Annotated in this window: 13 protein-coding genes; 8 read left to right on the top strand and 5 right to left on the bottom strand. The window is 63.0% G+C overall.

The window, feature by feature from the left end:
• Positions 1–59: 59 nt before the first annotated feature.
• Both KI609_RS03635 and KI609_RS03630 read right to left on the bottom strand, forming a co-directional pair.
• Positions 60–992: a 2-hydroxyacid dehydrogenase gene (locus tag KI609_RS03635; protein WP_226447219.1), complete on the bottom strand. Its 933-nt coding sequence runs from the start codon at positions 990–992 to the stop codon at positions 60–62.
• Positions 993–1,188: 196 nt separating this feature from the next.
• The gene (locus KI609_RS03630; RefSeq protein WP_226447217.1) at positions 1,189–3,018 is read right to left on the bottom strand and encodes an ABCB family ABC transporter ATP-binding protein/permease; all 1,830 of its coding nucleotides are present in this window, start codon (positions 3,016–3,018) and stop codon (positions 1,189–1,191) included.
• 149 nt (positions 3,019–3,167) lie between these two features.
• Here KI609_RS03630 and KI609_RS03625 point away from each other — a divergent pair, with 149 nt between their 5' ends.
• Positions 3,168–3,590 (top strand): acyl-CoA thioesterase, encoded by a 423-nt coding sequence (locus tag KI609_RS03625; RefSeq protein ID WP_226447215.1) that lies wholly within the window; start codon positions 3,168–3,170, stop codon positions 3,588–3,590.
• A 185-nt stretch (positions 3,591–3,775) separates the two neighbouring features.
• Here KI609_RS03625 and KI609_RS03620 read toward each other — a convergent pair whose 3' ends face one another.
• Positions 3,776–4,339 (bottom strand): bactofilin family protein, encoded by a 564-nt coding sequence (locus KI609_RS03620; RefSeq protein WP_226447213.1) that lies wholly within the window; start codon positions 4,337–4,339, stop codon positions 3,776–3,778.
• Positions 4,340–4,654: 315 nt separating this feature from the next.
• Positions 4,655–5,140 carry a thioesterase family protein gene (locus KI609_RS03615; RefSeq protein WP_226447211.1) on the bottom strand — a complete coding sequence of 162 codons (486 nt, stop codon included), beginning with the start codon at positions 5,138–5,140 and terminating at the stop codon, positions 4,655–4,657.
• A gap of 434 nt (positions 5,141–5,574) precedes the next feature.
• On the opposite strand from KI609_RS03615, the gene KI609_RS03610 reads away from it, so the two are divergent.
• The 7 genes from KI609_RS03610 to KI609_RS03580 all read left to right on the top strand — a co-directional run bounded on the left by KI609_RS03610 (position 5,575) and on the right by KI609_RS03580 (position 13,739).
• Positions 5,575–6,450 carry a branched-chain amino acid ABC transporter permease gene (locus KI609_RS03610; RefSeq protein ID WP_226447208.1) on the top strand — a complete coding sequence of 292 codons (876 nt, stop codon included), beginning with the start codon at positions 5,575–5,577 and terminating at the stop codon, positions 6,448–6,450.
• A gap of 4 nt (positions 6,451–6,454) precedes the next feature.
• Positions 6,455–7,531 carry a branched-chain amino acid ABC transporter permease gene (locus tag KI609_RS03605; RefSeq protein WP_226447206.1) on the top strand — a complete coding sequence of 359 codons (1,077 nt, stop codon included), beginning with the start codon at positions 6,455–6,457 and terminating at the stop codon, positions 7,529–7,531.
• A 14-nt stretch (positions 7,532–7,545) separates the two neighbouring features.
• Positions 7,546–8,385 (top strand): ABC transporter ATP-binding protein, encoded by an 840-nt coding sequence (locus KI609_RS03600; RefSeq protein ID WP_226447204.1) that lies wholly within the window; start codon positions 7,546–7,548, stop codon positions 8,383–8,385.
• Positions 8,382–9,203 carry an ABC transporter ATP-binding protein gene (locus KI609_RS03595; RefSeq protein ID WP_226447202.1) on the top strand — a complete coding sequence of 274 codons (822 nt, stop codon included), beginning with the start codon at positions 8,382–8,384 and terminating at the stop codon, positions 9,201–9,203. Before KI609_RS03600 ends, KI609_RS03595 begins: the two co-directional genes overlap by 4 nt.
• A 6-nt stretch (positions 9,204–9,209) precedes the next feature.
• Positions 9,210–11,066, top strand: coding sequence for an AMP-dependent synthetase/ligase (locus KI609_RS03590; protein ID WP_226447200.1), 1,857 nt, complete (start codon positions 9,210–9,212; stop codon positions 11,064–11,066).
• A gap of 221 nt (positions 11,067–11,287) precedes the next feature.
• The gene (locus KI609_RS03585) at positions 11,288–12,454 is read left to right on the top strand and encodes an ABC transporter substrate-binding protein (RefSeq protein ID WP_226447198.1); all 1,167 of its coding nucleotides are present in this window, start codon (positions 11,288–11,290) and stop codon (positions 12,452–12,454) included.
• A 121-nt stretch (positions 12,455–12,575) separates the two neighbouring features.
• On the top strand, positions 12,576–13,739 hold the full coding sequence (locus KI609_RS03580; protein ID WP_226447196.1) for an acyl-CoA dehydrogenase family protein: 1,164 nt from the start codon (positions 12,576–12,578) through the stop codon (positions 13,737–13,739).
• A 96-nt stretch (positions 13,740–13,835) separates the two neighbouring features.
• On the opposite strand, the gene KI609_RS03575 is transcribed toward KI609_RS03580, so the two are convergent.
• Complete coding sequence (locus KI609_RS03575) at positions 13,836–14,138, bottom strand: hypothetical protein (RefSeq protein ID WP_226447194.1); 303 nt, start codon at positions 14,136–14,138, stop codon at positions 13,836–13,838.
• Positions 14,139–14,195 lie beyond the last annotated feature (57 nt).

The following is a 14,195-nucleotide window of genomic DNA, read 5'->3' as shown; positions in this document are numbered from 1 at the left end:
ACCGCCCCAGGGCTAGGCCAGGGTCAGGGCCAGGCCCACGGCCCGCGTTGCGCCCCCGGTCAGACCGGGGAGACGGGTATCTCGCCAGCGAAGTGTCGGCGCGCGTTCTCGACAAAACGATCCACGGAGGCTTGCACCGCTTCTGGCGACCAGCCCGCCACATGCGGAGTGAGCACCACGCTATCGAGCGCCCGCAACTCTGCGGGCGGGGCGGGTTCGCTTTCGTACACATCCAGCCCCGCACCCGCGACACGGCCACTTTGCAGGGCTTGCGCAAGCGCCTGGGTGTCAATGACGCTGCCACGCGCGATATTGACCACATAGCCGCGCGGCCCCAGCGCATCCAGCACCTGGGCATTCACCAGGTGCCGCGTGCCTGCGCCGCCCGGTGTGGCCACCACCAGAAAATCAGCCCATTGCGCCAGTGCCGCCACGTCCGCAAAGTAACGGTGGGGCACATCGGGGCGCGCCGTGCGGTTGTGATAGCCCACCTCCATCTCAAACCCCAGCGCACGTTGCGCAATTTTCTTGCCGATGGTTCCCAGACCAATGATGCCCATGCGTTTGTGCGATACATTGGGCGGCAGGGGCAAGGCCGTGCGCCAGACGCCCTGTCGTGTCAGGCGGTCCAGCTTCGGGATGCCGCGCACGGCCGCGATCAGCAGACCCCAGGCATGGTCAGCCACACAATCGTCGTTGGTGCCCGCGCCAGTGGCCACCACGATGCCCCTGGCCTTCGCGTGCTGCACCGCAATGTTTTCATACCCGGCGCCCAACGCGCAGATCAGAGACAGCTGCGGCAAGGCATCGATCTGGTCCACGCTCAGGCCCGTGGAGCCGATGGTCAGCACCGCGGTGATGCGCCCGCCGTGGGTGGCGATGGCCGCCTGCGCTTGCACGGCATCGGGCGCGTAGATCAGATCGAACGATTGCGACAACTGGGCGCAGTGTTCCTCAGACAAGAACATCAGGGCAAGCAGGACAGGCTTCATGGGACAGAATGAATCAAGAAGAAAAGGGAAGTGTGCATGCAGCGGTCAGTGGATGAGCGCGTTTGCCGTAAACCACGGCGCTCGAAACCGGCATGCCCCAGGCCAGTGCCGCCGTGGAACCGTGAAACTGGTTTTGCCGGGTCACGGGTGGCAGCCCCCTGCGGGGGGAAGGCGCGAAACAACACAGGGGGCCTCTTTACCCGCCATCGCTTTGCTGCAACGCCCACATGCTGGCATAGCAGCCGCCTTGCGCCAGCAGTTGCGCATGGGTGCCGCGCTCGATGATGTGACCAGCGTCCATCACCAGAATTTCGTGCGCCTCCACCACCGTGGACAGGCGGTGCGCAATGAGCAGCGTGGTCTTGTTGTGCGCCGCGCTCTGCAGCTCTGCCTGGATGGCACGCTCGTTGGCCGAGTCGAGGGCGCTGGTCGCCTCGTCAAAAATGAGAATGGGCGGGTTCTTGAGCAGGGTGCGCGCAATGGCCACCCGCTGCTTTTCGCCGCCTGACAGTTTGAGCCCCCGCTCGCCCACCATCGTGGCATAGCCCTTGGGCGTGCTGGCAATGAAATCATGGATGCGCGCGGCACGGGCCGCGGCTTCCACCTCGGCCTGGGAAGCGCCGGGCCGGCCATAAGCGATGTTGTAGGCCACGGTGTCGTTGAACAGCACGGTGTCTTGCGGCACGATGCCAATAGCCTGCCGCACACTGGTCTGTGTCACGCCGCGAATCTCTTGCCCTGCAATGGTGATGCGGCCCTGCTGAATGTCATAGAACCGAAACAGCAACCGCGCCAGCGTGGACTTACCCGAGCCCGAAGGGCCCACCACCGCCACGGTCTTGCCGGCGGGGATCTCAAAACTCACACTTTGCAAAATGGCGCGCCCGCCTGCTGCGGCGTCACCGGGGTCGTACGCAAAGTACACGTTCTCAAAACGCACCGTGGGGGCGTCGAGCCCCGCCAAAGCTTGCGCACCAGGCGCGTCTGCCACCTCGCGCTCCTTGTCCATCAACACAAACATCTTGTCCAGATCGGTGAGGCTTTGTTTGATCTCGCGGTAGATCACGCCCAGGAAGTTGAACGGGATATACAGCTGGATCATGAAGGCATTCACCATGACCAGGTCACCCAGTGTCATGCTCCCATCGACCACCCCTTGGGTGGCACGCCACAACATCGCCACCAAGCCCAGCGCAATGATGAACTGCTGGCCCGCATTGAGCATGGACAGTGTGGTCTGGCTCTTGAGGCGCGCCAGGCGCAGGCGCTCGAGGCTTTCGTCGTAACGGCGGGCTTCAAAACCTTCGTTGTTGAAGTATTTGACGGTTTCGTAGTTGAGCAACGAATCCACCGCCTTGGTGTGTGCCGCCGAATCAAACTCGTTGGCCTGGCGGCGGAACTGGGTGCGCCACTCGGTCACCAGCACCGTGAAGGTGATGTAGAACACCAGCGCAGCCAGCGTGATCCACGCGAACCAGGCATCGAACTTGATGGCCAGCACCGAGAGCACCAGCACCACCTCCACCAGCGTGGCTACCACGTTGAACAGCGTGAACGAGATCAATGACTCGATGCCGCGCACGCCCCGCTCGATGTCACGCGTCATGCCCCCGGTCTGGCGCTCCAGGTGAAACCGCAGGCTCAAGGCATGCAGGTGTTGGAACGTTTCCAGCGCAATCGACCGCGCTGCGCCTTGTGTGGCCTTGGCAAACACCAGTTCGCGCAGCTCGGTGAACAGCGAGGTGGACAGCCGCAGCCCGCCATAGGCCACCAGCAGGCCCACCGGCACCACCAGCAGCGCGGCAGGCTCGCTTGGTTTGAAGTTCATCGCATCCACCAGTGTCTTGAGCAGCAGGGGCACGCCCACATTGGCGAACTTGGCGCCCACCATGAACACAATGGCGCCCACGACGCGCCACTTGTAGCGCCACAAATAGGGCAAAAGGCGGTGAAGGGTCGCCCAATCGGAATGAGCGGGTGCGGTGCTGCCAGAAGCAGGAGGCGCGGTTTCGCCGTGGTGGCGCATGGGGGACAATTCCAGTCGTTGTTGTTTTACTTTGACCGACCCGGCGGATGCCCAGGTAGACCTTGCAAGGGCTTGCCACGCGGTGAGACCAGAGGTTTCCCGCAGACAGGCTCAGCCGTTTATTTACTTACATTGTCGAGATTGTGCCCATGTCCGCCGTTTTCAGCCCACCGCCCGCCGCATTACCCACCGACAAAGAGCTGGTGCTCAAGGTCATCCCCATGCCTGCCGACACCAACGGCAATGGCGACATTTTTGGCGGCTGGGTAATGGCGCAGGTGGATTTGGCGGGCTCGGTGCTGCCCGCACGCTACATGCAAGGGCGCATGGCCACCGTGGCGGTCAATGAATTCGTGTTCAAGCAGCCCGTGCGCGTGGGCGACATCCTGTCGTTTTTTGCATCGGTCGCACGCGTGGGCAACACCTCTATCACCGTGCAGGTGGAGGTGTATGCCGAGCGTTTTTCAGACCAGGGCCGCTACGTCAAAGTCACGGAAGCCAAGCTGACGTATGTGGCCATCGATGACCAGGGACGGCCCCGCGCGGTGCCCCACCCCGTGGCAACCGCCTGAGCACACACTGAACGCAGCGCGTGTGCGCGTATGCCGCCTGCTCAAACAAGGCGACAGCTCCCGTTGGCCCCGGGAACATTGGCCCCGGGAAATTGGCCCCGGGAAGTGCAAAGGACACTGACAGGCATGGCAGCCGCTGCGCCCGTTGGATGGGCTGCGGCTGGAGTCTGAAAGAAAGGTGCTTTTCAGGCCACGGCTAGCGCAGCCTGCTCCACGCGCGTTGGGGGCGCAACGCGTTGCACGCCGCCGCTGGCGGCAACACTATGGGCCAGACCGGATTCAATCTCACCCGTCAGCTGCCCGCCCTCTTCCACCACCAGTTTGCCGTAGCGGATCTTGCCGCTGACCTTGCCTGTGCTGTAAATCACGAGCTTTTGGCGCACGGTCAGCGAGCCATTGAATTCGCCGTGGATCTCCGCGATATCAATTTCTGCGGAGCCCTTGAATGCCCCATGCTCCGAGATATGGATCACGCGCGAATCCATGGTGGCCTCCACCGTGCCCTCCACCACCAGCGTGTCGCAATCGGTGATCTCCACGCCCTTGAGCTTGATGTTGGGGCCCACGGTCAGCTTGCTGCCGGTAGAGTCGCCCGCCACGGATTTGGGCGCCACGGGGGTAGCCGACGATGGCACGGACACGGAACTACTGGCTGCTGCACCACCTAAAACCGATGACGGTGAGGTGCTCTGACGGGGTTGAAACGACTCGGGTTCACGCTTGCCAAAGAAGGGGTTTTGCACGGCCATCAGATCTCCTTGAAAAGAGACCCATCGTAGGTTTCAGGCCCTATGAAAGATGCCCCCGTTACGCAAGAACGGTAACCAAACGGTTCTCTCGTAGCATGCACTTGCAAGGCTTGCGGTATCACACATCCGTTGCGTTACATCCTTCATTGCGCCGGCCTCGGCGCATGACCGTTCCGCTCTCTTTTGATGGTGCGGAGCACGACGCGCCGCCCACACGACTGACGCATCCCAACGCGGCGGCAGGTCACGCAAGGGCCCAGCGCCTCCCGGCAAGGGCCCCGTCGCCACGCCCAAGCGGCGCAGCGAAGCCCTCATTCAAGAGACGATGTACGCCGCAGCCCCTGCCGACATGATCTGCCCGTCCGGCCCCAAAAACTCCATGCGCGTGCTGGCCACGCGCGAGCCCAGGCGCAACACGTGGGCGCGCAGCTCAAAATGGCTGCCGATGCCCGGGCGCAGGTAGTCGATGCGCAAATCAATGGTGCCCAGCTTGGCAAAGCGGTGCAGGCGCTGCTCGGGCAGTTCGTCCATGTGCTTTGCGCCAATCGCGGCCATGACCGCCAGCCCACCCATCGCGTCAAGCCCCGCGCTGATGACACCTCCGTGGATGCGGTTGTACGCATAGTGCCCCACCAGCTCCGGCTTCATCTCGATACGCCCCACCACGCCTTCGGGTCGAAGCGATGTGATCTGCAGGCCCAGCACTTTGTTGAACACGATCTTCTCCTCAAAGATCGACTTCAGTCCGGCGATGAATTCAGGTTCGAACGGCTGTGACGGCGTGTTGATGGCTTGGCTCATGGAGTTCCTGTGGGGCGCGGCCCGCTGCGGGCTTTCAATGCTGGACGAATAGATTGCTATTAATTTAATAGCTTTAACCGCTTTACCAATAAGCGTTAGCTGCATTTTTATATAAAAACATCATAGCAACTTCGCCAACAGGCCCAGTGGCCGCGGCGACAAAATCACCGGGTGCATCGACCCGATCCGATGCCACGCGCCTGACCCACGCTGGATCTGTTGCCACCAAGAGCCCTGGCCTTTTTCTGCAGCGCAGTCCGGGTTTATCAGACGCAACCCTTATTGCACCGGGCGGCACCCTGCGTCAATATGCACAGCCGCCAGCGCGTCCCGAATCTCCATCAGGGTTAGCACCGAGTGCGGGGTGCGGCCAGCGCAGGCACCATTATTTATGCAAAGCAATCGCTTTGTAAAAATACTCTGGGAGAGCCTGGGTGCAATTTGTGCAACTGTTGATCAGCGGTATCTCCCAAGGGTGTATCTATGGGTTGATCGCACTCGGATTTGTGCTCATCTACAAGGCCACCGAAACGGTGAGCTTCGCGCAAGGCGAGTTGATGATGCTGGGTGCCTTCTGCGGCCTGGCGCTCATGACGGTGCTGGGGTTTCCCTTCTGGGCGGCGGTGCTCGCCAGCATCCTGGCCATGGGCCTTTTTGGCGTGGTGCTCGAGCGCGCGGTGATCCGCCCCATCCTGGGCCAGCCCGCCTTCTCCATCGTCATGCTCACCATCGGCATCGGGTATGTGCTGCGCGGGCTGGTGACCATGATCCCCAACATCGGCACCGAAACGCACACCCTGCCCGTGCCCTACAAGGACCTGTCTTTTCGCCTCGGCGCACTGGTGCTCAACGCCGAGCAGCTGGTGGTGATCGCCGCCACCGCTTTGTTGTGCGTGTTGCTGTTTGCACTGTTTCGCTACAGCAAGCTGGGCATTGCGATGCAGGCGTCGTCGCAAAACCAGCTGGCGGCCTACTACATGGGCATCCCTGTGCAGCGGCTCAATGGCCTGGCCTGGGGCCTGGCCGCCGCCGTGGCCGCGGTGGCGGGCTTGCTGCTGGCGCCCATCACCTTCGTGCACGCGAACATGGGTCTCATCGGGCTCAAGGCCTTCCCGGCCGCCGTGGTGGGCGGTTTTGGCAGCCTGCCGGGCGCTATCGTGGGCGGGCTGGTCATTGGCATTGTCGAATCGCTCTCGGGCTTCTATCTGCCCGATGGTTTCAAGGACACGGCCGCGTACATCGTGGTGCTGATCATGCTGATGGTGAAGCCCAACGGACTGTTCGGCGAAAAGCTGCGCAAGAAGGTGTGACCCCATGAGATTCATCTTCAAGACCAGCTACGAACAAGACCTGCGCCTGGCCAAACATGGCGGGCATGTCTTCTGGTACAGCCTGCTGGCCGTGGCGCTGGTCGCAGCGCCCTGGGTGGCGCCCGAGTATTGGCTGGCCCAGCTCACCTTTGTGCTGATCTACGCCATCGTGGGCCTGGGGCTCATGTTGCTGGCGGGGTTCACGGGGCTGTTCTCGCTCGGGCATGCGGCCTTCCTGGGCGTGGGGGCGTACACGCAAGCCGTGCTCACGGGCATGGGCTGGCCATTTGCGCTGTCGCTAGCCTGCGCGGCGGGGTTGTCGGCCGCCGTGGGCGTGGTGGTGGGGCTGCCCGCGCTGCGGGTGAAGGGCATCTACCTGGGCATGGCCACGCTGTCGTTCGGCTTCATCGTGGAGGAGGTGTTCGCGCGGTGGGAGTCGGTGACGGGCGGCAACTCAGGCAAGCACCTGGTGCCACCGCAGATCGCGGGCTACTCGTTCGAATCCACCGAGTCGTTTTACTTTTTGTGCCTCGTGATCGCTGTGGTCAGCACGCTGGCCATTCTGAACCTGCTGCGCTCGCCCACGGGCCGGGCCTTTGTGGCGATTCGTGATTCAGAGATCTCGGCGCAGAGCATGGGCATCCACCTGGCGCGCTACAAAACGCTGTCGTTCTCGATATCGGCCGCACTTGCCGGCATCGGCGGTGCGCTGTATGCCCACAAGCTGCAGTTCATCTCGCCAGATCAGTTCAACATCCTGCAGTCCATCGACCTGCTGCTCATGATCGTGATCGGTGGGCTGGGATCGGTGCATGGCGCGTTCCTGGGCGCGATCTTCCTGATCTCGATGCCCCAGCTCATCTCGCTCAGCAAAGATTGGCTCCCCACCGCCATCGGCCAGGCGCCAGGGCTGCAGGCGGTGGTCTATGGCGTGGTGCTGATCGCGTTTGTGCTGTTCGAGCCCATGGGCCTGTATGGCCGCTGGCTCAAGGTGCGCACCTGGCTGCAGATGTTCCCGTTCTACCGCAAGGGCCTGTTCAAGCGGCAGAAGTCGTTCCAGAAATCGGATCGCTTGAAATGAGCGCGGCGACCACCATGAACCCAGACGTGCTGCTTTCGGCCCAAAACCTCAGCGTGCGCTTTGGCGGCGTGCTGGCGGTCAACAACGTGAGCTTTGACGTGCGCCGTGGCGAGGTGTTCACCCTCATCGGCCCCAACGGCGCGGGCAAGACGACGGTGTTCAACCTCATCAGCCGCATCTACACACCCACGACCGGCACCATCGCGTACGCGGGCCCGGGCGGAGCCCTGCTGCCGCTGACGGACCAGCCGCCGCACAAGGTGGCAGGCCTGGGCATTGCGCGCACCTTCCAGAACATCGAACTCTTCGAACACGCCAGCGTGCTGCACAACCTGCTGATAGGCCGCCACACCCGGCAGCACAGCAGCCTGTGGGCCGAGATGTTCTTCACCCGCAAGGTGCGCGAAGGCGAAATTCAGGCCCGCGAGAAGGCCGAGCAGGTCATCGACTTTCTTGACCTGCAGCACTACCGCGACACCATGGTCGCCGGCCTGCCGTATGGCGTGCGCAAGGTGGTGGAGCTGGCCCGTGCGCTGTGCACCGAGCCGCAACTGCTGCTGCTCGACGAGCCCTCGTCGGGCCTGAACGTGGAGGAGACCGATGACATGGCCTTCTGGATTCAGGACATCCAGCAAGAGCTGGGCATCACCGTGCTGATGGTGGAGCACGACATGTCGCTTGTCTCCAAGGTGTCCGACCGCGTGCTGGCGATGAACCAGGGCGAGGTGGTGGCGATGGGCACGCCGCGCGAGGTGCAGACGCACCCCGGCGTGGTGGAGGCGTACCTGGGCACCATCGACGACGTGAGCAACCTGCGCCGCCCGGCGGGCTCCAGCATGGGAGTCCGCACATGAACGCCGTGCTGTCCACCCCCGCCACCAGCCCGGCGGCCAGCACCGCTGACCAGCCCCTGCTGCGCCTGCAGAACGTGGAGAGCGCCTACGGCCCCATCAAGGCCATCCGGGGCGTGAGCCTGCAGGTGCGGCGCGGCGAGATCGCTGCCGTGCTGGGCAGCAACGGCGCCGGCAAGACGACGATCCTCAAGACCATCAGCGGCATCATCGCCCCGCGCAAGGGCTCCATCGAATTCCAGGGCGCCGACATCACCGCCAACGACCCGGCCGCCATCGTGCGCCGGGGCCTCATGCATGTGCCCGAGGGGCGCGAGGTGTTTGCGCTGCTCTCGGTGCGCGACAACCTGCTCATGGGCGCCTACACGCGCAGCGACGCTGATGCTGTGGCCCGCGACATCGAAACGGTGTATGGCTACTTCCCCATCCTGAAGGAGCGCGCCGCGCAGGATGCCGGTTTGCTCTCGGGCGGGCAGCAGCAGATGCTGGCCATCTCGCGTGCGCTCATGGCCAACCCCGAGCTCATCCTGCTGGACGAGCCCAGCCTGGGCCTGTCCCCAAAGCTCACCAAGGAGATCTTCGAGATTGTGGTGCGCATCAACCGTGAGCGCGGTGCCACCATCTTGCTGGTGGAGCAGAACGCCAACATGGCGCTCAACGCATCGGACTACGGCTACGTGCTGGAAAACGGCCGCATCGTGATGGAAGACAGCTGCGAGCGCCTGCGCGAGAAGGACGACATCAAGGAGTTCTACCTGGGCATGAAGGATGTCGGCGTGCGCGGAGAGCGGCGCTGGAAGAAAAAGAAGACCTGGAGATAAGCGCAAATGTCTAACCTCTGGGACCTCGACCACATCCAGCCCGCAGGCACCGACGTGCTCGCGGGCGACACCATTGCCGCCATGTTCTGGAACGCCGTGGCCGAGCGCGGCCCGCGCGTGTGGATGCGCCAGAAGGAGCTGGGCATCTGGAAGAGCTGGACCTGGGACCAGACGGCCGAGGCAGTGCGCGAGATTGCGGGTGGCCTGATGTCGCTGGGTTTTGCGCCGGGTGAATGCGCGTCCATCCTCTCGAACACCAACATCGAATGGGTGCTGGCCGACCTGGCCGTGCTGAGCTGCGGCGGCGTGGCCAATGGCATCTACCCCACTGATGCAGCGGCGCAGGTGCACTACCTGAGCGAAGACTCTCGAACCACCGTGCTGTTTGTGGAAGACGATGAACAGCTCGACAAGGCGCTGGAAGTGCGCGATGGGCGGCCCCTGCTGCGCAAGGTCGTGGTGTTCGACATGGAAGGCCTGCGCAGCCTCAACGACCCCGGTGTGATGAGCCTCGCGGCCCTGCGCGAGCTGGGCCGCGCCTGGAATACACAACACCCCGACGCACTGATGCAGCGCGTGAAGGCCTGCCGCCCCGAAGACCTGGCCATTCTGGTCTACACCTCGGGCACCACGGGCAAGCCCAAGGGCGCCATGCACACGCACGGTGCGCTCACCTACACCGTGCGCGGCTACAACACGCTCATCTCGCGCAGCGAGGCGGACGAGACCATTTGCTTTTTGCCGCTGTGCCACATTGCCGAGCGCATGGGGGGCGAATACTTCTCGCTGTACACCGGCGCGCGCCTGAACTTTGTGGAGAACCCCGACACCGTGCCCGAGAACGTGCGTGAGATCGCACCCACCGTGTTCACCGCCGTGCCCCGGGTGTGGGAGAAGTTCTACTCCGGCGTGATGATTGCCCTGAAGGAATCCACGCGCATGCAACAGGCGGCCTATGCCTGGTCGATTGGCGTGGGTACCCGCATTGCAGACCGCGTGCTGGCAGGCCAGCCGGTGGGTGGGCTGCTGAAGGCGCAGTTCATGCTGGCGCGTTTTCTGGCGCTGAACAACGTGCGCAAGCTCATCGGCATCCACCGTGCGCGCTTCCTCGTCACGGGCGCAGCGCCCATCTCGCCCAATCTGGTGAAGTGGTATCTGGCGCTGGGCGTGCCCATGCTGGAGGTGTGGGGCATGACCGAGACCTGCGGCGCCTCCACCGGTATGCCGGCCAGCCGCATCAAACCGGGCTCCATCGGCCCGGCGGCCAGCTACAACGAGGTGCGCATCGACCCCGCCACGGGCGAGATCCTGGTGCGTGGCCCCAATGTGTTCAAGGGCTACCTCAACCAGCCCGAGAAAACGGCCGAAACCATCGACCCCGAAGGCTGGCTGCACACAGGCGATGTGGGCCTGATCGACGCCGATGGCTACCTGCGCATCACCGACCGCATGAAGGACATCATCATCACGGCGGGCGGCAAGAACATCACGCCGAGTGAGCTGGAGAACGAGCTCAAGTTCAGCCCCTACGTCACCGACGCGGTGGTCATTGGCGACAAGCTGCCCTACCTCACGGTCATCATCATGATCGACCAGGAGAACGTGGAGAAGTACGCGCAGGACAACGACGTTCCGTTTTCCAACTACGCCAGCCTGACCCGCACGCGCGAGGTGCAGGAGCTGATTCAGGCCGAGATCGACCGCGTCAATACCAAGTTCGCCCGCGTGGAGCAGATCAAGAAATTCTTCCTGCTCGATACGCAACTCACGGCCGAGGATGAAGAGCTGACGCCCACCATGAAGCTCAAGCGCAAGCTGGTGCAGCAGAAGTACGCGCCCCAAATTGACGCCATGTACCGCTAGGGGCGGGCCTTCGACAGGCACAGGCTGAACAGATGGGGGGGAGGGCTCGGTTTTGGTGCGGGTTCGCACCCCACAAACCGTTCGGGCTGAACCTGTCGAAGCCAAGGCACGCCGCAAGCCAGCGCCCGATCCGAGATAGGGAAAGTGCTGGTGCCCCACCCTGGGCATCGTTCTATAACGAGCGATCGTTTTTGTTTCGATCCAACCGAAGGAGACGTGTCATGAAGTTTCATCACATCGCCGCGCTGGCCCTCGTGACTGTGTCCGGCGCCTACGCGCAGGCGCAGCCCAGCCAGGGCGTAAGCAAGGACACCATCACGCTGGGTTCCATCCAGGATCTGTCGGGCCCGCTGGCGGGCTTTGGCAAGCAGGTGCGGCTGGGCATGATGCTGCGCGTGGACGAGGCCAATGAGCAAGGCGGTGTCAACGGCCGCAAGCTTGACCTGAAGGTGGAAGACTCGGGCTACGACCCCAAGAAAGCCGTGCTGGCCGCGCAGAAGCTCGTGAACCAGGACAAGATCTTCATGATGATCGCGCACATCGGCACGGCGCAAAACCTGGCGGCCATGCCCGTGCAGTTCAGCAAGAACGTGATCAACTTCTTCCCGGTGACGGCCGCGCGCGAGATGTACGAGCCCTTCCACAAGCTCAAGTACTCGTTTGCCGCCACCTACTACGACCAGATCCGCCTGGCCCTGCCCAAGCTCGCCAAAGAAAAGAGCGCCAAGAAGATCTGCACCATCTACCAGGACGACGAGTTTGGCCTGGAAGTAGAACGCGGCGGTGAAGCGGCGCTCAAAGCCATGGGCATGGAATATGCCGAAAAGACATCGTTCAAACGCGGCGCAACCGACTTCTCATCGCAAGTGGCCAAGATGAAGGCGGCCGGATGCGACTTCGTGGTGCTCGGAACCATCATCCGCGAGACCATCGGCACCATTGGCGAGGCGCGCAAGACGGGCTTCAACCCCACCTTCCTGGGCTCCAGCGCGGCCTATACCGACCTCATCCACAAGCTGGGTGGCAAGCCCATGGACGGCCTGTACGCCACCATGACGGTGCAACACCCCTATCTCGATGAGTCATCGCAACCCATCCGCTTCTGGGCCAACAAATACAAAACCAAGTTCAACGAAGACCCCACGGTGTTCTCCGTGTATGGCTACAGCGCGGTGGACGCATTTATCCGGGCCGCGCAGAAGGCAGGCCCCAACCTGACCACCGACACCTTCATCAAGGCCATGGACACCATGGTGATACCGACAGACATGTTCGGCAGCTCGGAAGCCACCTTCAGCCCCACCAAACGGCTGGGTAGCGATCTGTCACGGCTGTCGCAGATTCAGGACGGCAAGTGGAAGGTTGTTTCTGACTATGTAAAGCCCTGAATAAGTCCTGGCGCTCGCAACAGGCCGCCCCCGGGCGGCCTTCTCGTTTGCGAGGAGATGCACAACACCCACTTGCATGGCAGAATTTAACAAAGCATCTGCTTTTTATAAATACCCCACCATGATCGAACGCACCCTCTTTCAGCCCGACCACCAGGCCTTTGCCGACAGCTTTCGCCGCTTCATCGAGAAAGAAGTGACGCCCCACCACGCCGCCTGGGAAGACCAGGGCTACGTGGCGCGCGAGGTGTGGAGCCAGGCGGGTGCCAACGGTTTTCTGTGCATGAGCCTGCCTGAGGAATACGGCGGCGCCGGGGCCGACAAGCTGTATTCGGTGGCACAGATGGAAGAGCTGGCACGCGCGGGCACCACAGGCATCGGCTTTGGCCTGCACAGCGAGATCGTGGCGCCGTACATCCTGCACTACGGCACCGAAGAGCAAAAGCAAGAGTACCTGCCGCAGATGGCCAGCGGCTCAGTAGTGGGCGCCATCGCCATGAGCGAGCCCGCTGCGGGCAGCGACTTGCAGGGCATCAAGACCACGGCCATCAAGAGTGCGGACGGTTCGCACTACGTGCTCAACGGCAGCAAGACCTTCATCACCAACGGCTGGCATGCCGACCTGGTGATCGTGGTCGCCAAGACCGACCCGGCTGCTGGCGCCAAGGGCACCAGCCTCTTCCTGGTGGAGCGTGGCATGCCCGGCTTTGAAAAAGGCCAGCGCCTCAAAAAGATGGGCATGAAGGCGCAGGACACCTCCGAGCTGTTCTTCACTGACGTGAAAGTACCCGCCGCCAACCTGCTGGGCGGCCCCGCAATGGAAGGACGCGGCTTCATCTGCCTAATGGAACAACTGCCCTGGGAGCGCCTGCAGATCGCCATCACCGCCGTGGCCGCCGCCCAGGCCGCCATCGACTGGACGGTGGACTACGTCAAGCAGCGCAAGGTCTTCGGCCAGAGCGTGGCTGCCTTCCAGAACACCCGCCACACCCTGGCCGAGCTGCAAACGCAGGTGCAGGTGGCCCGCGTGTTCGTGGACAAATGCTGCGAGCTGATCGTGCGCGACCAGCTCGACACCCAGACCGCCAGCATGGCCAAGTACTGGACGACCGACCTGCAGTGCAAGGTGATGGACGAGTGCGTGCAGCTGTTTGGCGGCTACGGCTATATGTGGGAATACCCCATCACCCGCGCCTACGCCGATGCACGCGTGCAGCGCATTTACGGCGGCACCAACGAGATCATGAAAGAAGTGATTGCGCGCGCCATGGGCCTGGGCAAATAGCGCCATGAAAGGTGCCATGCACAGTGCCATGCCCCACGCGATGGATGGTGCCATGAACAGCGCCACGGCTAGCGCCGCGATGGACGCCAAACGCCGTCACAGATACCAGGCGGCGCGGGCTTCCTCGGGGCTCAGCGGTGCACCGGGGCGGCGGTCGGTGACATTCAGCCAGGAGCGCACACCCTGGCTGCCGCTCAGCGCGCGCATCAGCAGCAAGCCTGCGCCAATGCCGCGGATGGCCGCCGCGCTGCGGCTGGGCGCCATGAAGGCCGCCACCGCCAGCGCACTGGATGCTGCCAGCACGACATGGTGCTCCAGCGCAAACCCTTCGCGCGTGTCGTCGTATTCGATAGCGCTGCGCGCCATGCGCTGCAATGCAGAAGATGTATTTCGTTCCATGGCCAGAAATGTAGATAGCAACCGCCGAACGATAGTGCAAAAACCACTGCACCCGCG

The sequence above is a fragment of the Acidovorax radicis genome, assembly GCF_020510705.1.
In the GTDB taxonomy this organism is placed as follows: Bacteria; Pseudomonadota; Gammaproteobacteria; order Burkholderiales; family Burkholderiaceae_C; genus Acidovorax; species Acidovorax radicis_A.
Note: the sequence above shows the minus strand (reverse complement) of the source record. Positions and strands in the feature narration are given on the sequence as shown.

Excerpts from the sequence above, each read along its gene's own strand:
- KI609_RS03635 (WP_226447219.1), bottom strand. The coding sequence starts at position 992 with ATGAAGCCTGTCCTGCTTGCCCTGATGTTCTTGTCTGAGGAACACTGC.
- KI609_RS03630 (WP_226447217.1), bottom strand. The coding sequence starts at position 3,018 with ATGCGCCACCACGGCGAAACCGCGCCTCCTGCTTCTGGCAGCACCGCA.
- KI609_RS03625 (WP_226447215.1), top strand. The coding sequence starts at position 3,168 with ATGTCCGCCGTTTTCAGCCCACCGCCCGCCGCATTACCCACCGACAAA.
- KI609_RS03620 (WP_226447213.1), bottom strand. The coding sequence starts at position 4,339 with ATGGCCGTGCAAAACCCCTTCTTTGGCAAGCGTGAACCCGAGTCGTTT.
- KI609_RS03615 (WP_226447211.1), bottom strand. The coding sequence starts at position 5,140 with ATGAGCCAAGCCATCAACACGCCGTCACAGCCGTTCGAACCTGAATTC.
- KI609_RS03605 (WP_226447206.1), top strand. The coding sequence starts at position 6,455 with ATGAGATTCATCTTCAAGACCAGCTACGAACAAGACCTGCGCCTGGCC.
- KI609_RS03600 (WP_226447204.1), top strand. The coding sequence starts at position 7,546 with ATGAACCCAGACGTGCTGCTTTCGGCCCAAAACCTCAGCGTGCGCTTT.
- KI609_RS03595 (WP_226447202.1), top strand. The coding sequence starts at position 8,382 with ATGAACGCCGTGCTGTCCACCCCCGCCACCAGCCCGGCGGCCAGCACC.
- KI609_RS03590 (WP_226447200.1), top strand. The coding sequence starts at position 9,210 with ATGTCTAACCTCTGGGACCTCGACCACATCCAGCCCGCAGGCACCGAC.
- KI609_RS03585 (WP_226447198.1), top strand. The coding sequence starts at position 11,288 with ATGAAGTTTCATCACATCGCCGCGCTGGCCCTCGTGACTGTGTCCGGC.
- KI609_RS03580 (WP_226447196.1), top strand. The coding sequence starts at position 12,576 with ATGATCGAACGCACCCTCTTTCAGCCCGACCACCAGGCCTTTGCCGAC.
- KI609_RS03575 (WP_226447194.1), bottom strand. The coding sequence starts at position 14,138 with ATGGAACGAAATACATCTTCTGCATTGCAGCGCATGGCGCGCAGCGCT.